The following is an 18,874-nucleotide window of genomic DNA, read 5'->3' on the forward strand; positions in this document are numbered from 1 at the left end:
GCGTGCCCGTTTCAACTACAGATCAAACCCGAGTTGTGCCTTGCCAAGAGGCGTCAGGTCGTCGGGTGTCGCACGGCCGGTGAAATCGACTTCAAAGTGGTCAGTGGGAAAATCAGGCGGGCTTTCGCCTTTCAGGAAGCTCGGCAGCTGACGCTTGAGATACGCATCGTTTTTGGCGCACGCCGGCACCGAGGCGATATACATCACGTTGCTGTAACCCGCGCCCTTATGCTCGTCTTCGACGGCATGAATGACGTCGCTGTGCCAGAACACCGTATCACCCGCTTCCATTTTGGGAATGGACGACAACGCCTCGAACAATGGCGCATGAAATTCCGGCTTGATCGAGAGTGCCCGCCCGGGCATGGCTCCGCACAGGTCGTCGTCGGCGACGTCGTCCTGAAGTGCGCGCAGCAGGATGTACACCATCGAATTGGCGATGGGTACGAGTTGCAGCGTGCCGTCGCCGGGTCCCTGCGGCGTCAAGGCTGTCCAGCCCTGGAAAGTGCGGAACATCGAGCAGACGGCGGGCGATACGATCTCTTCTACGTCAGGGCGGAAAGCGGCGTCGAACGCATCGTAATCACGCCAGTTGCCGGCAAACACGTGGCGGTACACCTTGCGAAAATTGCTCTCGATCCAACGCTCGACCGACCCGCCGTCGCAATGCGCCGACAGGCCGAGCGACGCCGAGCCAGGCGGCCGCCGACGCAGACGGTCGGCATAGACAGGTACATGCTCCGGATCGAAGTGAACGCGTCCGTCGCTCTCGTTTCGCCAGAGTTTGTTAAGGAAGACGCGTGCCGCCGTCAGCGATTCCGACTGACGGGCCAGCACTTGTGGTTTCGACCAGTACACGCCGTAGATCTGCGGCTTGCTCGAGGCCAACTGGCCAAAATATTTGTCTTCGGCGCGGTTTTCGAGGCGCTTGTCGAGATTGTTCCGCTCCACGTAGTCGGCGATATCTTCGTCCCAGCCCTGTACCAACTCGCGGGGGAAGACATTACGAATCACACACGCGCCGCGTGCCTTGACGAGTGCGATCTGCCCGGCAGTAACACGTTGTCCGGCGATGTCGGAGAACTGAATCTCGGGAATGACGTTTTCCCCACGATCGCGCTCACTGGTAATCCGCTTCGCCTCTTCGCCGATCGCTTTCTCGACTTCGGCAAAGACCTCCCGGTAGTTCGGCAATGCCGCGCGCAGCTCCTTTTTTGCCTGCCGGATTGCACCCGGCAAGTCATCGATTTCCAGCGCCATGATCGTCTCCGTTTGCATTTCGTGTCCGGTAGCATATGACGCGCACGCAGGCCGTAGTGATACTATTCAGGCAATTCATTTGCGTTTTCGGCCATGAAACCAGCCTACGAACACGTCGAGTTCGGCGAGGACTGTTCGGTCCGGGTTTACCATCGGCGGCTCCCGCGTATTCCGTTCGAATGGCACCACCATCCGGAGTACGAGTTAACGCTAACAATGAACAGCCAGGGCAAGCGCTACATCGGCGACTCGGTCAACGACTATGAAGCCGAGGATCTCGTCCTCGTTCCGCCGGATTTGCCGCATACGTGGGCATCGAACAAATCGGTCGAAGCGTCCGCGCCGCAGGTCGCCATTGTGATCTGGTTCGACGGTGATTGGGCGCGGCGTATGGCGGATTGCTGCCGTGAATATGAACCGCTGCGTAAGCTTTTGCGCAGGGCCGCGTGCGGGCTGGCATTCGAACCCCCTGCGGGTGAATGGATGCGCGGCCGTCTGGAGCCATTGCTGTCGAACGTAGCGCGCGAACGCCTGAGTGCGGCGCTCGACATTCTGTGCACGCTCGCCGACGCGCCGGGCCACCCGCTCGCCTCACCGAGCGCCTTCAATCAGGCGAACACGGGACCATCTGGCCATGAGCCCGAGCGGATCAACCGTGTGCTTTCGATGATCGACGCGCGCTTTGCCGAACCGCTGCGGCTATCAGAGCTCTGTGCGGCGGCGAGCCTGTCGGAACGCACGCTCACACGTTACTTTGTCCAGCATATTGGTGAGAGCGTCGGGCGGTATATCGCCCGCGTTCGCATTGGGCACGCGTGCCGGATGCTGGCCGACACGTCCCTACCCGTCGCCGTCATCGCTGCCCGCTCGGGGTTTTCGAACGTCGCCAATTTCAACCGGCAGTTCAAGGCGGCGAAGCAAACGACACCCGCCGAATATCGACGGCAGTTCCTGACTGCAGGTTCTGCCGATCAGGACGCGCGAGCACACTTAACCGAACGCTCTCCTTCATTGCAAAGGAAACGGAAATCATCCGGCGGCAATAGCCGTGAAGCGGAAACGCGTTAGTCACGCTTGTGCGGTTACGAGGTGACGCACCGCACACGTGCGCCTGGATCGACTGATTTCACGCAGCATTGGCGATCTGCTCGCGCAGCCAGCGATGCGCCGGGTCACGATGACATCGCTCATGCCATAGCATGCCCATTTCATAGCCGGGTATATCGACAGGCGGATTGAAGATCTGCAATGCACTCATGTACCGAACCAGCCGCTCGGGCACCATCGCGACGAGATCCGTGCTCGCCAGCACGGACAGCATGAACAGAAAGTGCGGAACGGACAGCACCACACGCCGCGTGAGCCCCAGTTGCCCCAGCGCTTCATCCGTGACGCCGCGAAACCCGCCACCGTCTGGGGAAACGATTACATGCTCCAGTTTGGAGAATTGCGCAGGCGTCGGCCGACGTTTCAGCCGCGGATGGTCTACGCGGGCGGCCAGCACATAACGCTCCGTGAACAGCACCCGCCGATGCATGCCCAATGGCGACTCGTCACTGGTATGAAAGGCGAGGTCGATCTCCCCTCGTTCCGCCTGCTTCGCGATGCGTGGCGGCACCATCTCGACCACGGAAAGCCGCGTGCCCGGTGCTGCCGAGCGTAACGCCTTCAACGCGGGTAGCAGCACCGTCGACTCGCTGTAGTCCGTCGCTGCCACTCGCCATGTTTGCGTCGCCGTGGCCGGGTCGAATGCCTTCGCAGGCGACATGACATGCTCCAGCGCATCGAGCGCTTCGCGCAAAGGCTCTCGCAGCTCGTCCGCTCGCGCGGTGGGCCGCATGCCTCGCGGACCGGGCAGCAATAGCGGATCGCCAAAGATCTCGCGCAGCTTTGCCAGATGCACGCTCACCGAAGGTTGAGAGAAGTTCAGTCGCTCCGCTGCTCGCGTCACGTTATGTTCGGAGAGGAGCGCGTCGAGTGTGACCAGCAGATTCAGGTCCAACCGTCTGAGATTATTCATCGCAATACCGGACATATCAGAAATTCATTTCCAATATACCTGAGCGCTGCTTATGCTGCGTTCCGTGAATCACGGAGATCGAATCATGAATGTATTACTCGTCTATGCTCACCCCGAACCGCGCTCGCTGAACGGCGCATTGAAGGACTTCGCGGTCGCACGTCTGGAGGCGAGCGGACACGCCGTGCAGGTGTCGGATCTGTACGCCATGAACTGGAAGGCTTCGCTCGATGCAAACGACAGCGTGACCCCGCCCATCGGCGAACGCTTCGACCCAAGCCTCGATTCGAAGCACGCGTTCGAAAACGGCTTGCAAAGCGAGGACATCGCGCTGGAACAGCAAAAGCTGTTATGGGCTGACGCGGTGATCCTGCAATTTCCGCTGTGGTGGTTCTCGATGCCCGCGATCCTGAAAGGCTGGGTCGAGCGCGTGTATGCGTACGGCTTCGCGTATGGTGTCGGCGAGCATTCCGACGCGCGCTGGGGTGATCGCTATGGCGAAGGCACGCTGGCAGGCAAGCGCGCGATGCTGATCGTGACGACGGGCGGCTGGGAATCACACTATGGCCCGCGCGGCATCAACGGCCCGATCGACGATATCCTGTTCCCGATTCATCACGGGATTCTGTACTACCCGGGCTTCGACGTGCTGCCGCCGTTCGTGATCTATCAGACCGGCAAGATGAACGAAGCTCGATACACGGCCGCTCGCGAGACGCTCGGGCAACGTCTGGACAATCTATGGACGGTGCCGCCCATTCCATTTCATCCGCAGAATGCGGGAGCATACGAGATTCCCGCCCTCACGTTACGCGACGATATCGCCCCCGGCAAAGCGGGATTCGCCGCGCATCTCGGATGACGACTACGCGCGTGCATTGAGCCACGGTCAATTCCGCCAATCGGGCTCTATGCGCGATGCGTAATATTTCCGAAATACCTTGCGTTATTACATTGCCTTTCGCATCGAGAAAATATTTCTGATCCCTATTATGCTATAACCGGAATGTGAGCCAAAACTAGCGATCACTCCGATCTCGATGCGATATGGCGTTTTACTATGTCGAACCCGAAGTCGCTGGCGGCCTTGGAAAGGATACCGTGCTGGATCCAGACATCCATCCGCCAACCGTCATCAAACTGCATTACCGGATTATCAATTGGCTGGGCGATGCGCTACTGGAGAGCTTTCCTGCGTTGATCATCACGCACGAAGCCGCCAATGCGTTGAACGAAGCCGGCGCAAGCGGGTTCGAATGCCGCGAAGTTGAAATATCGGTTAGCGACTCGTTTAAAGAAATTTATCCGGAGCGGATATTGCCGGAATTCCTATGGCTATGCGTGACGGGCGTGGCGGGACGCAGCGATCTCGGCATTGCCGACGACTCACGGCTCGTCGTTTCCGATCGCGCACTCAAGATATTGAAGACATTCGGCCTGGATAACGCCCTTGTCGAAGACTATTGAAGTCGCGCCTTGCTGTTCGCCAAAAACCAAAGGCCCGTCGATTGACGGGCCCCTGGTTGCCTTTTTTGGAGAATGCCTTTAAAGCTCTGGTCAGAAACGATACCCGACCGATACAAATGAAACGATAGGGTCAACGTGGAGTTTCGACGTGCTCGTCACCGTGCCGACGCTCGAATGCGTCGTCAGCGTTGCGCGCGTCGATAGCCACATATATGACAGCGACACGCCCGCCGACCAGTGCTTGTCGAAGTTGTACGTGAAGCCCGCGTTGATGACGGGCGCAAACGAACTGCTCAATTTCGCCGATGTCTGCCCTTCGAGCGCGGTGCCATACGTCGAAGAGTAAAGAAACGCGCCGCTCGACATCGCCGAACTGAGTTTCACGCCGCTATACCAGACATAGGCCACGCCCGCGCCGAGGTACGGACGGAAATGGCTTTGCGCATCGTTGAAGTAATACTTCAGCAATAGCGTCGGGCTCCACTCATACGCCTTGCCCAGTTCGCCGAGTCCCGCGAGCGTGCCCGTGCCCGACAGCGTGAATTTCGGCGGCACGCCGAACACGCCTTCTGCCGCGATGTGATCGGTGATGAAATACGTCGCCGTGAACCCCACGGTATCGGCGCCGTCAACACTCGCGCCCGACCCGCTCGCGGTCATCGTCGAGCCAAGCGCATTGATGCTGAACGGTTGACTCGACGACTGCGGCGCGAGATGGAACCAGCCGACATTCGCCACGAAACTGCCCGCGCTCTGCGCATGCGCGGCCGAGCCCGTCAGCAACGCGGCCGCAAGGGCGATAGCCCGGTATGGCCTCATCGATCTCCTCCTTTGTTGTGTTGGTCTGGAGGCGATTCTATGCGTACGGTCGTGCTAATCGATAGATCGAATCTGGTGAGTTGTCTCTGGAATCTGGTAAGGATTGGCCCCGTTAACCCGCCAGCTCGCGGTGCAGCGCCAGATACTCGAGCGACAGCTTATGCCGCGGATCGAGGTGAATCACAGGCTTTGCGTGCTGGTGCGATTCCTTGATCTTGACGGACGACGACAGCCGCGAATCGAGCACGGGCAAGCCTTCGCTCACCAGTTCGTCGACCAGTTGCTGCGGCAGGCTCGCGCGCGGCTGGAACTGGTTGATCACGATGCCTTCGACATGCAGCGCGTCGTTGTGGTCCTGCTGGATTTCCTTCACGTTATCGAGCAGCGTATAGAGCGCCCGGCGCGAGAAGTCGTCGCAGTCGAATGGAATCAGACAGCGTTCGACAGCGATCAGCGCGGAGCGTGTGTAGAAATTCAGCGCAGGCGGCGTGTCGATGTAGATCGCGTCGTACATGTCGAGTTCGTTGAGCGCATCGCGCAACTTGTAGATCTTGTAGCGCGATTCGAGCTTGCCGTGCAGCGTGTCGAGATCCGCGTGCGCGGGCATGATGTCCAGATTGTCGAATGGCGTCGAATGAATGAACGACGTCACATCGATGGGCTTGAAGCTGAACGTCAACGCCGTTTCGAAGAAACCGGCCACGGTGGGATTGACTTCGCTCGCCCGTGAGCCGAGCAGATACTGGCTCGAATTGCCTTGCGCATCCAGATCGATGACGAGCGTGCGCAGCCCTTCACGCGCGCTGATCGCCGCCAGGTTGCATACGATGGTCGATTTTCCGACACCACCCTTCTGATTGAATACGACGCGCCGCATATGTCCCCTCTTGCTGTCAATCTGCCCGAAAAACCAGCAGCATACATCAGCCAGATTACCGGGCGAGGCGCGCCATCGAGCGCGTGAACCACGCGCAGGTCGTGCGACGCGATTTCATGGCCTAGAATCGTTTCAGGCGCATCGCGGCCGAACGCCCCGCAACACCGTGCCGGGCATCGGTCAGGCTGGATGTGCGCCATCTATTGCGCGAACATATCAGGAGGTCACGATGAAAGCAGACGACAAGGGCGACGTGCGCGCCTTCGTGCAAACGGCCGAACAGGCGGGCGATTACGTGTGGGTGATTGCCCTGATCGATTTCGGTGCACGCGAAGTGAAACGCACGCTCGTTTCCGACGAAAAGTACTCGACCCGTGCGGCCGCGAAAGACGCAGGCGACGCCCGCCTGAAGGCCATCACCGAGGACCGTCACGCGCACGCGTAACCGCCCTCGCCCGCTGCGGCGGGCAAAGACCAGTCCACGACGAGCTGTTCGAAACCGGCATCGGTTTCGACGGCTCGTCGTGTTGTTGATCCAGAAGAATGACAACCTGTGACGGACCCGGACATGTCGATGATCAAGTTCTGCGTCCGCCTCGCGCTCGTCGCGTACGTGGTCACGCTGATCGCGCTTTACCTGATGCAGGACCGCATGCTGCTGCCCGCCCCGCTCGATATCCCCGGTACGCCGACAGGGCATCACGGCGCGTACGACGTCGAGCCGTGGCATGTCGACGGACTCTACGCGGGCTATGTCGCAACGCCTGCCGCCGCAGCGCCGCGCGGCACCTTCGTCCTCTTTCACGGCAACGCGGAAACGGCGGAGAACAAGCTGCCCGTCGCCGAAGTCTTCGTCCGCGACGGCTTTCGCGTCGTGATGGTCGAATATCCGGGGCAAGGCAACCGTCAAGGCAAGCGCACGATGTTAGCGGCCCTGGAGGCATCGCGAGACGCGCTCGTCGCAGCGCGCGCGCAATGGAGCGGTCCCGTTTATCTGGTGGGCGAATCGCTCGGCGCGGGCATGGCGGCGCAAGCCGTCAAAGGCAATGAAGCCGCGATCGCGGGTGTCGCGCTCATTACGCCATGGGACACGCTCGCGAGCGTCGCAGGGGAAAAGTACTGGCTATTTCCCGTGCGCTGGATGCTGCACGATCCATTCGATTCCGTGGCCACACTAGCACGCTATAACGGACCGGTTGTCGTGATCGCTGCGCAGCAAGACTCGCTGATTCCGATCGTGCACGCGCAACGGCTGGCGAGCGCGCATCCCGGCGCACAGCTGATGGTGTTGCCGGCGGCGAATCACGACGACTGGTTTGGCGCGATGCACGATACGCAATGGCGCCAGGTGCTGCGCTGGCTGCACGCGGATTGAGCGCGCTCTATGGATGCGTCAAACGCTCCACGCCGCGCGCACACGCTCGCGGATATCCGATAAACGCTCGACGGATTCGTTCGCGAACACGAAGCGCAGATACCGTTGCGCTTGCGGACCCCAGCCGTTCATCGGCGTCGCGGCGACTTCGCCTTTTTCGAGCAGCAGGCGTGACGCATCGGGCGGGGCGATGCCGAACTGCGCCGTGTCGATGAGCAGCGACCATCCGCCATCGGGACGCACCAACGGCAGATCGCGCAACGCGCTCAACAGAAAATCGCGCCGCGCCTGCCATACGGCGACCGCTTGCGCGAGGCCGTCGTCCGCGCACGTCAGCGCCGCCGTCGCGCCGGGCATGCCGATACCGACCTGGCAAACGACGTTCGACAGACTCGTCAACCGCACGTCGCTCATGATGCGCTCGGGACCGACGATCCAGCCCACGCGCCAGCCGATCATCCGGTACTCCTTGGACACGGAGCCGACCGTGAGGGTACGCTCGCGCATCTCCGGCAACGACGCGGGATGAATCACGCTGCGCCCGTCGAACAGGATGCGCTCCATCGCGGCGTCGTAGACGAGCCACGCATCGGTATGGCGGCAATGATCGGCGATTGCGTGCCATTCGGTCTGGTTGGCGACGAAGCCGCTCGGCATCGACGGCGACATGATGAGGAATGCGCGCGTGCGCGGCCCCACTGCGCTCGCCAGTGATTCGAGATCGAGCCGCCAGCCATCGGCCGAAGCATCGGCGGAAGGCATGAGCCGCGCGAACTTCGGCACGCCACCCGCGAGCAGCACGCGATTGATGAGGCCCGCGTACGTGGGGTCGGTCAGCACGACTTCGTCGCCCGGTTCAAGGATCGACAACAGCACGTTGAGAATGCCCGCGAGCCCGCCCGCGGAGATGATGCACTCGCTGCTGGCGTCGTAGTCGATACCTGTCGACTGCTTCATCCGCGCGACGACGGCCTGACGCAACGCCGTCTGCCCCGTGAACGGCAGATAGCTGTTCGCGTCGTCATCGTCGATGGCTTCGTGCGTGCGGCGGATGGCTACGGCGGGCGGCCTCAGGTCGGTGTCGAGGTTCTCCAGCCGCAGGATGTTGAGGTTCTTCGTTGCGTCGGCAGCGTCGCCCATTCTGTCGACGCCGATGCCCGGGATATTGCGCAAACGTGAGACTGTCACGGTGCTGCCCTCCTCGCATCAGGCTGAGTTCATCGCTGAATCAACGGCTATGCGGGGCATCATACTATTGCGTGGGCTGGCGTCGTGATCGATGCGATGCAAGCGCCCCTACCCCCGCCTCGCCATCAACTCATTGCGTAGCAGCGCATGCAGGTCTTCAGCACTCGGCTGCGTGCCCCAACCGCTCGCGCCCGCCACCGATGCAATCGCGAACCATGAATGCGGCGGAAACCATTCCTGCACCATAACGCCGTCCTGTCTCAGGCACAGTTGCCCCGTCAGCTCGCTGTATTCGGCCGACATCGACTTGCCGTCCGCCTGCACCGTCACGCATGTGCCCTTCGACGACGGCTGCTCCTCGACACTGACGATCACGTCGCAGTCAGATGAATATTCATATGCGCCCGCCATGATCAGCAGCGTCCAGCAAGTGCGCTTCGACGCAAGCGGCGCGACATCGTCAGGGTAATAGTTGCTTTCATCGTGCTCTCCCAGCTTCGGATCTCGGAAGACACTCTATGCAAATCGCACTGGGAAGATGTGTGCGTGTGTAAGCAAACGTGAATTCCGCGCCGCGATTCACGGTGTGCGGGGAGAAAGTGTAACGTCGGCGTTCAATTGCCTTGCCATGTGTGCGCCCATTACAACACCCGCGGCAGCCACAAACGTGCATGCGTCGTGATCGCGCTGTCACAGCGAGGTAACAGGTTTCGGAATATCGTGTTGCCGGAATGACGTTTCCTTCCCGTTCCTTTCCAGCGCCGACGCGCCCGTGCCGCTGCGTATTCGCGCGTCACTTGCCTTCCAAAGCGAGAACAAAAGACATGTCGAAAAAGAACTCCCTCGATACAACGCCGGACGAACCGGACAACACGCAGGACGGCGCGCAGTCCGCCACTTTCTCGCGCCGTGGCTTTCTGAAGCTCGCGGGCGCATCGGGATTCGCGACGGCTGCGAGCACGTTTGCAAGCTCCGCCAAAGCCGATCCGTCGACACCCGACGGCACGCCCGAGCAGGTCCATCTCACATGGGGCGAAGATCCCACGAACGAAGTCGTGGTGTCATGGGCATCGATGGCGGCCGCCGCGAATCCGCACGTGCGCTTCGGCGCAGCCGGCGACAAGAAGGACATCGTTCACGCTGTTCAACGCACCTACACGGACGGCCTGAATGGCGAAGTCGTGTTCACGTATCACGCGCGTCTGCACGGCCTGAATGCAGGGACCACGTATCAATACGAAGTCACAGCCGATAACGACAGCAATGCGGGCACGCCCTTCTCGGCGTCGTTCAAGACCGCGCCGCACGGTCGCGCGCCGTTCCGCTTCACGAGCTATGGCGATCTCGCGACGCCCAACACTGGCTGGGTGCTGTCGTCGCCGCAAAGCCGCTTCGCGGTGCAGGCCGTCGAGCGTTTCCAGCCGCTGTTTCACCTGCTCAACGGCGACCTGTGCTACGCGAACCTGAACCCGACGCACCAGCCGGCCGTGTGGCGCCACTTCGGCAACAACAATCAGTCGTCGTCGGCGAATCGTCCGTGGATGCCGTGCCCCGGCAATCACGAAATCGAATTCAACAACGGCGCGCAAGGCTTCGACTCGTATCTCACGCGCTATACGCTGCCGCACAACGGCACGCGCTTTCCGGGCCGCTGGTATAGCTTCCGCGTGAGTTCGGTGCTGTTCATTTCGCTCGATGCCGACGACGTCGTGTACCAGGACGCAGCCGCCTTCGTCGCGGGCCCGGCGCCGCTCGTGCCTGCTGCGAGCACGGGCAACCCCGCAATCGCGCCCGGCACGTCGTTCTACGTACGCGGCTACAGCAACGGCGAGCAGACGCGCTGGCTCGAAAAGACGCTGCGCCATGCCGCCGACGATGACGATATCGACTGGATCATCGTGCAGATGCATCAGGACGCGCTCAGCTCGTCGAAGACGGGCAACGGCTCCGACAAAGGCATCCGCGAGGCATGGCTGCCCCTCTTCGACCGCTATGGCGTGGACCTCGTGCTATGCGGCCACGATCACGACTACGAGCGCAGCTATCCCGTGCGCGGCTGCAATCATCACGCGGGCATCGATGCGACTACGGGCGAGAAAGTCGACACGCTGCAACCGAAGCCGGTTGTTCATTCGCATGCAAGCAACGGCAACGCGTTCGACACCTGCCACGGCACGATCCACCTGATTCTCGGCGGCGGCGGCACGAGCGCTCCGCTCGACGTGTATGGCGTCGACACGGGCAACGGCAATCCGCAAGCGAAGGTGTTCACGAAGCCCAACCGGCCGATCCCGGGCGCAACGGCAGGCACGTTCGCGCGCGCCAACGCCGATGCACTCGAAGATGCGATCTGGTCGGCGCAGCGCGATACGGGCACGGGCTACGGCATCGCCGTATTCGACTACGATCCGGGTTCGCACGGCGGCAAGACGACGATCACGATGAACTACTATCACGCGCCGGGCGCCGATCAAACGCCGACAGCGAACTACGAGCTGTTCGAGACGATCACGCTATCGAAGCATCGGCGGGGTTGATCATCATGCGTTGCGCCGCGCCGACGTTGCGTGGCGCAACGCTGTCGACGCCCACCCGCTTAGACACCCGCACAAGTGCTGGCGCCAGCGAATGGTTTGTGCCGCCCAGGTGGCAAACTGTGTGTAGGTTGTCGCACCGCAAAGGTTAGTGCTCTTGCGAGAAACAGCAACCTTGCTTCCCGGTCCGGAGTGATGCGTGTATGGCGCGAAAGCCGACACACAGTTTGCCACCTGGGCGGCGGCGGACTGTCTGGCGCGGCGTGCAGCGACGCGGGTATGTGAAGCGGGTGAGGCATCGGTTCGAAGCGTTGGCGACGAACGCGAGTAGGTGCGTTAGCGTATGAAGAACGGGGCCGTTGGGGGCCCTCAGGCAAGAACCAGCGCTGGCGGTGTTAGCCGCTTTCTTTTGCCTACTTTTCTTTGCGGCGGCAAAGAAAAGTAGGTGCCGCCCCGCACAGGGGCGACGCGTGAAGCGCGAAGGCAAATCGCGGATGCCAGCGCAAAGCCAAACCAAACCAAACCAAACCCGAGCAACGCTCCCGGCCAGCCACAAACTTCACGCTTGCAACGACGCCGACAACTTCGCAAAAGTGTTCTCGTCCGTACGATCGAAGTAAAGCGGCGTCACCGACACGCGCCCCGACGCAACCACAGCCGTTTCGCTATCGGGCGCGTTCTCGCGCGGGCCACGCTGAAAGCGCAGCCAGTGATACTCGAGGCCGCGAGGGTCCACCTGCGGCAGCACATCGATACCTTCCACGAGCCCCACGCCCTGCCTCGTCGGCGTCAGCGGACCCGCCGCCGCCCCATCGACATCGGGGAAATTGACGTTCAGGCAAACGGGCGCGTCGTGCTCGATGGCCAGCAACTGGCGGATCACGCCCGGCGCGAGTGCACGCGCGGTATCCCAGCGCACGGCCTCACGGTCCCGGAAGACCTGACTCAATGCAATCGACGGCAGCCCCAGCAGCAGCCCTGTCATCGCCGCGCCAACGGTGCCGGAGAACATCGTCTCGACACCGAGATTGCCGCCGCGATTGATACCGGACAGCACGAGCGTCGGCGGCGTGTCGCGCATCAGATGACGCACGGCCATCACGACGCAATCGCCAGGCGTGCCCACCACGCCGAAGCGGCGCTCGCCCTGGCGGCTCACGCGCAGCGGCGAATGCAGGCTGATCGAATGCGACGTGCCGCTCTGATCGTGCTCGGGCGCGACGACCCATACTTCGTCGGCTAGTTCGTTGGCAACGGCTTCGAGCACGGCGAGGCCGGGGGCGTCGATGCCGTCGTCGTTGGTGAGGAGAACGCGGGGGATCTTGCTGAAGGATGCAGACATGACGTGAGATACCGGTAACGGACAGATGCCCATTACGCTACCACAAGCCGAACCGGGTGCACCGGTTCAGCTTTTCGCTTCACATCAGAAGCGATGAATCACACCAAGGCCAAACGCAAACTGACTGGCCGTCGACGAAGGCGTCGAGTTGAAGCCATCACCGATACTCGCGGTCGCATCGATGATCTGTCCCGCGCCGTTCGTGCCGAGCGTCTTGCCATTCGCGCGTTGATACGCTTCGAGCGCATAGAGGCCCGTACGCTTGGACAGCGAGTAGTACTGGGACAGGTTGAACTGCTGATACGACGCGCTATCCGTAATGCCGTTCGCGCGAGTCGCACGCGTGTAGCTGTAGCCCGCAGCGAAGTCCCACGTCACAGCCGGTTTCCAGTGCAGCACGGCGCCAGCCGTGTTGAAGATCGCCGTATCGGTGAACTTCGAATTGATGCCGGGAATGTACTGAACGTTCGAGTACGTCGCCGTCACGTCCCACGCGCTGTTGAACGTATAGCCGCCGCCGACGGCAAAACGCTGCTGCGCGCGCGCTGTCTGGTAGCCGTTCGTCAACGCGGATACGCCGATCTGCGAGCCGCCGTTCGTCGTGGTGGAATCCGCGCCCCACGCGCCGCCGCCCGAGGTTGAATTGTTGATTCGCAAGAAGCCAACGGCGAGACCGATCGGGCCCAGTGCGTACTGGATCGCCGTCGTCCACGTCGAGCCCTGATTGACGCTGCCCGCCACGCCGCCGAGCGAATACGAGCCGCTCACCGTCAAGCCGTACAGCTTCGGCGACGTGTACTCCAGCGTATTGTTCGCGCGATAGATCGTGTCGAGCCCGTCGATATCGCCAGGATGCGCGCCGTAGAAGCCCGTGATCCAGGTCGTCGGGCTATACGGTGACAACAGCTGGTAATACGAAGCGTACTGCCGGCCCGCCGTGAACGTACCGTAGGTCGGATTCGTCACGCCGACATACGCAAGACGTCCGAACATCGCATTGGTGTACTGCTGCGCGCCCGTTGCCGAATTGAAGCCCGACTCAAGTTGAAAGATCGCTTTAGTCCCGCCGCCGAGATCTTCCCCGCCTTTCAAGCCGAAGCGGCTGCCCGCCCACACGCCCGGCGTCATCTTGACGACCGAGTGCCCGCCGCTCGTCGATCCAAGCGATGTCGAACTGCTTTGATAAGCCAGTCCGTTATCGACAATGCCGTACAGTGTCACGCTGCTTTGCGCAAAAGCCGGCGCGCCGCCAACGATTGCCGCCCCGATGACAATCGCCTTGACGCTACTGGTACTCCTCTTCATTCTTATGACCTCCATCTTCCTGGTTTTTGCTGCTGTTTGAATTCTTTAAAGCTTCTTTAAAGCGCTTCGCCGTTATGTTCTGTATTGGCTCAATTTCCGCTTCACCGTCAAAGCCAGCGGCACGGTAAAGAAAAAGTGAGACATAAAGCCGCCAATCACGACATTCGGATTCGAGTAATCGGGGTGGTTATCCGAGACGACCATGATCGCGACGTGCATCGCGATCCACGCAAGCACGGCGTAAAAGAGCGCGACGAAAGTCGCTTCGTATCCGCGGCGTTGAAAGTACGGCCAGATCAGCGCGAACAGCACGCCCCACGCAAGCGCAAAGACAAAGTGAATGCCCGTGCCGACGACATACGCCCACACGCCGATCGATTCCTGCACCGCCTTGCCGAACACCAGTCCCGTCGCGTTGCGCGGAATGCCCGCGAGCGGCATCAGATGCTGGATGCCGACCCACACGACGGCCTCGTAGATCCAGATGATCACCGCGCCGAGCAAACCGGCAGCCAGTCCCGCGCGAATCATCGCGGCCAGGCTCGGCCAGCCTGAAGCATTCAGCGCTGCATTGCCGCCGAGTTCCTTTCCGCTAATGCTGAAATTGCCAGCCATCTCGTGTCTCCTCATGCCGGTTTAAACATCGGGTGCTGCGAAAGCCGATGGCGGGTCGCCATCGGCGAACTTAACGTATTGACTTCAGACATCGGCGACCGGGCTTGTGATGAAGCGCAACGCAATGCGGTTCATCACGATCGCGATGGCGGCGATCACGGCGGGCACCGCGAGCACCGAAAACACCGTCGCGAAGCTGAAGCCCATCGAGAGCAATGCACCGCCCACCAGCGAACCCAGAATCCCGCCGAGCCGCCCAAAGCCCAGCATCCAGCTGACGCCCGTTGCACGGGCACGTGTCGGGTAGCAACTCGGCGCGAGCGCGTTGAGGCCCGTTTGCGCGCCGCTCATGAAGAAGCCGGCACAGGCAACGAGAATCGGCAAGGTGCCGGATTGGAGCGTGCCCATTCCAAGCGCGAAGATGAACACGCCGCCAAGCAGATACGAACAACCGATCACGGCATTGCGGTCCATCCGGTCCATCGCAAAGCCGACTGCGACCGCGCCAATCGTGCCGCCCAGCTGGAACATGCCCGTGATCGCCGCGGCGCGTTCGACAGGCAGGCCCGCGTCCTTGATGAGGGTCGGCAGCCAGCCCGTCAGCAGATAGATGATCAGCAGGCCCATGAAGTACGTGACCCACAGCATCAGCGTGCTCATTGCGTAGCCATCCGCGAACAGCATGCGCACGGGTGCTTTCTCGGCAACGACAGGTTCCGGCGCGGTAAAGCGAACGTCGTCGGCGAACCGGTGTCCGCATACACGTCCCAACGTGTGTGCAATGCGCTCCGTGACCGCCTTGCGCACGAGCATCAGACGCGCGGACTCGGGCAACAGCCACAGCAGCAGCGGCACGCTGACGATGGGCAGAATGCCGCCGAACATGAACACCGCGCGCCAGCCGAAATGCGGAATCAGCCACGCGGCGACGAAGCCGCCCGCGCCCGAGCCGAAGTTGAAGCCGGTGAACATGATCGTCAGCAGCAGCGAACGGCTGCGCGACGGCACGTATTCGGACAGCAGCGTCGTCGAGTTCGGCATCGCGGCGCCGAGACCGAGGCCCGTAAGAAACCGCAGCATGACGAGCGCGGTGGGTGTCTCCGCGAAAGCGCAAAGCAGGCTGAAAAACCCGAAGCAGAACACGGAGCCAATCAATATTTTCTTTCGCCCGATGCGGTCCGCCATCGGTCCGGCGACCAGCGCGCCAACCGCGAGGCCCACCATCGCGGCGCTCATCACGGGCCCGAAGGCGGCGCGGCTCACGCTCCAGTCGTGCATGATGACGGGCGCAACGAACCCCATGACGGCCGTATCGAGCCCGTCCATCGTGACGATCCAGAAGCACAGCACAAGCACGAGCCACTGGTACGCCGACATCTTGCGTGCGTCGATGAACGCCTTGATGTCGACTGATTCTGTTGGTTTCATAGATGTCTCCGAAAAAAGGTTCCCCGCCCCGGGCTTCTGTCGAACCCGGGGTCTTGTTGTATCGAAGGAGAAAAGCGACTACGGAAGAGCTGGCGGCGTCGTTCGCTATACCGCTTCAGGTACCCGGCGCGTTGTCAGGAACGCTTCCTGTGTTTCGCCTCGCATGCTGGCGCGCATGCCGATATTTGTGATCCTCACAGTCGGCACGTTAGACGTTCCGATACCACCCATCATCCTTGCCATTTCGATGTCTTCCGTTGCTTCACGCTGCGCAGCGCTCGCGCGCCGGTCGGATGGACCGCGGTCTTCGTACTTCCTGGATTTGCGGCTATCTTGGGATACAAAGATATAGAAACGGCATCCACTCCCGGTAGTGCGGGTAAACCACATGAAAGGCCAGTCAGATTCGGTAAGACAAGGCTAAACGCAATATATGAGCGGCTCGAATCCGGCTCGATTGCCCGACAGATCAAGCTCTGTGGTATCCCGAGACGTGGAGGGCCCCGTTCGCTTCGCTACGGGCAGACGTACATGCCGATAAACAGAACAGATGGCAAGCGAATCAAGTCGCAATGCGCTGTAAAGGCGTTGTTGCGCGATCCTGAGCGCCGTTATACTGACCAGCCGATGAGTCGAAACACATGAACGAGACAACCCAGCAAGCGATTGTTCAAACGCTGCGAGAAAAGATCCTCGCGGGCGAACTGGCGCCCGGCCAGCGTCTCGTCGAGGCGCAACTCGCGCAATGGCTCGGCGTATCGCGCACGCCGCTGCGCTATGCGTTGAGTGTATTGGCAAGCGAGGCGCTGCTCGAACGCTCGGGCGCACGCGGTTTCGTGGTGCGGCGCTTCAGCGTGCGCGACGTGCTCAATGCAATCGACGTGCGCGGCGTGCTCGAAGGTCTCGCTGCGCGGATGGTCGCGGAGAGCGGCGTATCGGCGGCGCTGGCCGCGTCACTGAATGCCTGTCTGCGCGAGGGCGACGAGATCTTCAACGCAGGCGCGTTAAAGCATGGCGACGACGTGCGCTATGCAGCGATGAACGGCCGCTTCCATGCGCTGATCGTCGACGCCGCGCAGAACGCCGCAGTCAGCGCCGCGTTGAGCCTGAACGACAAGATTCCCTTCGTCGCGCCATCCACCATTGCATTCGACGAATCCGCGCGAGACCGTCAGTTCGCAATGCTCACGTATGCGCACCGGCAACATCATGCGATCGTCAACGCGCTCATCAACGGCGAAGGCGCGCGCGTCGACGCGCTCATGAAGGAACACACGCATATATCGAAGGAAAGCCTCAATCTGTCGTTGCCCACGCTGCATCTGATCGCGGGCGCGGCATGATGGCGATTGCGGCTTTTAGTACTTTTTTGTGGCCTATTCCGTGAGCAGCAAAGATCTTCTCAACATCGCGCAATTGCGCGCGTTCAAACTCGTCGCGGATACGGGCAGTGCAACGCGCGCCGCTTCCGCGTTGTTTCGCGCACAATCGGCCGTGACGCGCTCGGTGCAGGAACTCGAAGCCGCGCTTGGCGAACCGCTGTTCGACCGCAAGCCTTCCGGCATGCTGCCCACACCCGTCGGCCGCGCCGTGTTGCATCGCTGCGAACGGCTTTTCACTGAACTCGAAGAGCTCGCGCAATGGTGCGCCGCGCGTCAGGCGCGCCGCCGTCCTGCTGCGGAAGGTTCGTTGCCCGCCTATCTGCTCAATACGCGGCGGCTGCAACTGTTCGCTGCGCTCGCGCGTCATCGGCATATGCCGAGCGCGGCAAAGGCATTCGGCATCAGTCAGCCCGCCGTGAGCACCGCGATTCGCGTGCTCGAAAGCGGCTCGGGATTGCAACTGTTCCATCGCAATCCGCGCGGCATCCTGTTGACCGAAGAAGGCGAAACGTTCCTGCTGCACGTGCGCCGCGCGCTGAACGAGTTGCGCCACGTACCCGACGATATCGCCGCGTTGCACGGCTACATTCAAGGCGCGGTGACGGTGGGTGCGCTGCCGCTCGGGCGCACGCTGATCCTGCCGAAAGCGATCGCGAGCATGAGCGCGAAGCATCCCGGCGTGCGTATCATCACCGACGAGAGCGCCTATGAAACGTTGGTCGCGGGGCTGCGCGCAGGCGACATCGATTTCATTCTCGGCGCGTTGCGCGAGAACGACGCATCGAGCGGGTTGTTGAACGAGCGTTTGATGTCGGATGAAATGGTCGTGCTGGCGCGTCGCGCGCATCCGCTGGCGAACGCACGCGGCCTGACGCTCGCCGATCTGCAGAACGTGAAGTGGATCGTGCCGCGCAGCCACGCGCCCGCACGCGGGCTGTTCGAAGCGCAATTCAAGCGGATCAAACTGAAGCCGCCGATGCCCTCCGTCGAAACGGCGGATCTCGCGGTGATTCGCGGCCTGCTGCTAGGCACGGACATGCTCGCGGCACTGTCCGCGCAGCAATTGCACTATGAGTGTCAGTCGGGTGAACTGGTCGTGCTCGATGTGAAGTTGCACAACACGCGGCGCGACATCGGCCTCACGATGCGCGGCGCGGGGACGCCGTCCCCGGCCGCGCGCGCATTGATCGACGCGATACGTCTTGCCGTCGTCGACGTCGCGCGCACGATCAGCATGGCGGAAGCGTAAGCCGCGCGATGCT

18 protein-coding genes are annotated in these 18,874 nt (G+C 61.6%); 8 read left to right on the forward strand and 10 right to left on the reverse strand.

Going from position 1 to position 18,874, the window contains the following annotated elements; all coding sequences use genetic code 11:
* Positions 1–15: 15 nt before the first annotated feature.
* Positions 16–1,260: a DUF1479 domain-containing protein gene (locus H1204_RS33365; protein ID WP_180734774.1), complete on the reverse strand. Its 1,245-nt coding sequence runs from the start codon at positions 1,258–1,260 to the stop codon at positions 16–18.
* 93 nt (positions 1,261–1,353) lie between these two features.
* On the opposite strand from H1204_RS33365, the gene H1204_RS33370 reads away from it, so the two are divergent.
* Positions 1,354–2,328, forward strand: coding sequence for a helix-turn-helix domain-containing protein (locus H1204_RS33370; protein ID WP_180734775.1), 975 nt, complete (start codon positions 1,354–1,356; stop codon positions 2,326–2,328).
* Between the two features lie 58 nt (positions 2,329–2,386).
* Here H1204_RS33370 and H1204_RS33375 read toward each other — a convergent pair whose 3' ends face one another.
* Positions 2,387–3,295, reverse strand: a complete 909-nt coding sequence (locus tag H1204_RS33375) for a LysR family transcriptional regulator (protein ID WP_180734776.1) — start codon at positions 3,293–3,295, stop codon at positions 2,387–2,389.
* A 70-nt stretch (positions 3,296–3,365) separates the two neighbouring features.
* On the opposite strand from H1204_RS33375, the gene H1204_RS33380 reads away from it, so the two are divergent.
* Together H1204_RS33380 and H1204_RS33385 are read left to right on the forward strand one after the other, a co-directional pair.
* Positions 3,366–4,142 (forward strand): NAD(P)H-dependent oxidoreductase, encoded by a 777-nt coding sequence (locus H1204_RS33380; protein ID WP_180734777.1) that lies wholly within the window; start codon positions 3,366–3,368, stop codon positions 4,140–4,142.
* 185 nt (positions 4,143–4,327) lie between these two features.
* Entirely contained in the window at positions 4,328–4,747 is a 420-nt protein-coding gene (locus H1204_RS33385) for a hypothetical protein (protein ID WP_180734778.1), read from the forward strand.
* Between the two features lie 90 nt (positions 4,748–4,837).
* Here H1204_RS33385 and H1204_RS33390 read toward each other — a convergent pair whose 3' ends face one another.
* Together H1204_RS33390 and H1204_RS33395 are read right to left on the reverse strand one after the other, a co-directional pair.
* Positions 4,838–5,566, reverse strand: coding sequence for an OmpW family outer membrane protein (locus H1204_RS33390; protein ID WP_180734779.1), 729 nt, complete (start codon positions 5,564–5,566; stop codon positions 4,838–4,840).
* A 112-nt stretch (positions 5,567–5,678) separates the two neighbouring features.
* Positions 5,679–6,443 carry a ParA family protein gene (locus H1204_RS33395; RefSeq protein ID WP_180734780.1) on the reverse strand — a complete coding sequence of 255 codons (765 nt, stop codon included), beginning with the start codon at positions 6,441–6,443 and terminating at the stop codon, positions 5,679–5,681.
* A gap of 229 nt (positions 6,444–6,672) precedes the next feature.
* Between H1204_RS33395 and H1204_RS33400 the strand changes: the two genes are divergently transcribed.
* Both H1204_RS33400 and H1204_RS33405 read left to right on the forward strand, forming a co-directional pair.
* Positions 6,673–6,888, forward strand: coding sequence for a hypothetical protein (locus H1204_RS33400; RefSeq protein WP_180734781.1), 216 nt, complete (start codon positions 6,673–6,675; stop codon positions 6,886–6,888).
* A 123-nt stretch (positions 6,889–7,011) separates the two neighbouring features.
* Positions 7,012–7,818, forward strand: coding sequence for an alpha/beta fold hydrolase (locus tag H1204_RS33405; protein WP_180734782.1), 807 nt, complete (start codon positions 7,012–7,014; stop codon positions 7,816–7,818).
* Positions 7,819–7,836: 18 nt separating this feature from the next.
* On the opposite strand, the gene H1204_RS33410 is transcribed toward H1204_RS33405, so the two are convergent.
* Both H1204_RS33410 and H1204_RS33415 read right to left on the reverse strand, forming a co-directional pair.
* On the reverse strand, positions 7,837–9,006 hold the full coding sequence (locus tag H1204_RS33410; protein WP_180734783.1) for a pyridoxal phosphate-dependent aminotransferase: 1,170 nt from the start codon (positions 9,004–9,006) through the stop codon (positions 7,837–7,839).
* A gap of 108 nt (positions 9,007–9,114) precedes the next feature.
* Positions 9,115–9,417 carry a hypothetical protein gene (locus H1204_RS33415; RefSeq protein WP_180734784.1) on the reverse strand — a complete coding sequence of 101 codons (303 nt, stop codon included), beginning with the start codon at positions 9,415–9,417 and terminating at the stop codon, positions 9,115–9,117.
* A 413-nt stretch (positions 9,418–9,830) separates the two neighbouring features.
* Here H1204_RS33415 and H1204_RS33420 point away from each other — a divergent pair, with 413 nt between their 5' ends.
* Entirely contained in the window at positions 9,831–11,543 is a 1,713-nt protein-coding gene (locus H1204_RS33420; RefSeq protein ID WP_180734785.1) for a metallophosphoesterase family protein, read from the forward strand.
* Positions 11,544–12,099: 556 nt separating this feature from the next.
* On the opposite strand, the gene surE is transcribed toward H1204_RS33420, so the two are convergent.
* The 4 genes from surE to H1204_RS33440 form a co-directional block, all read right to left on the reverse strand.
* Positions 12,100–12,882 (reverse strand): 5'/3'-nucleotidase SurE, encoded by a 783-nt coding sequence (gene surE / locus H1204_RS33425; RefSeq protein ID WP_180734786.1) that lies wholly within the window; start codon positions 12,880–12,882, stop codon positions 12,100–12,102.
* Between the two features lie 84 nt (positions 12,883–12,966).
* On the reverse strand, positions 12,967–14,187 hold the full coding sequence (locus H1204_RS33430; RefSeq protein ID WP_180734787.1) for a porin: 1,221 nt from the start codon (positions 14,185–14,187) through the stop codon (positions 12,967–12,969).
* A gap of 72 nt (positions 14,188–14,259) precedes the next feature.
* Positions 14,260–14,802 (reverse strand): hypothetical protein, encoded by a 543-nt coding sequence (locus H1204_RS33435; protein ID WP_180734788.1) that lies wholly within the window; start codon positions 14,800–14,802, stop codon positions 14,260–14,262.
* 84 nt (positions 14,803–14,886) lie between these two features.
* Positions 14,887–16,230, reverse strand: coding sequence for an MFS transporter (locus tag H1204_RS33440; RefSeq protein WP_180734789.1), 1,344 nt, complete (start codon positions 16,228–16,230; stop codon positions 14,887–14,889).
* Positions 16,231–16,871: 641 nt separating this feature from the next.
* On the opposite strand from H1204_RS33440, the gene H1204_RS33445 reads away from it, so the two are divergent.
* Together H1204_RS33445 and H1204_RS33450 are read left to right on the forward strand one after the other, a co-directional pair.
* Positions 16,872–17,573, forward strand: a complete 702-nt coding sequence (locus tag H1204_RS33445) for a GntR family transcriptional regulator (protein ID WP_180734790.1) — start codon at positions 16,872–16,874, stop codon at positions 17,571–17,573.
* Positions 17,574–17,613: 40 nt separating this feature from the next.
* Positions 17,614–18,861 (forward strand): LysR family transcriptional regulator, encoded by a 1,248-nt coding sequence (locus H1204_RS33450; protein ID WP_180734791.1) that lies wholly within the window; start codon positions 17,614–17,616, stop codon positions 18,859–18,861.
* Positions 18,862–18,874: the final 13 nt, after the last annotated feature.

It is taken from the genome of Paraburkholderia sp. PGU19 (genome assembly GCF_013426915.1).
Classification (GTDB): Bacteria; Pseudomonadota; Gammaproteobacteria; order Burkholderiales; family Burkholderiaceae; genus Paraburkholderia.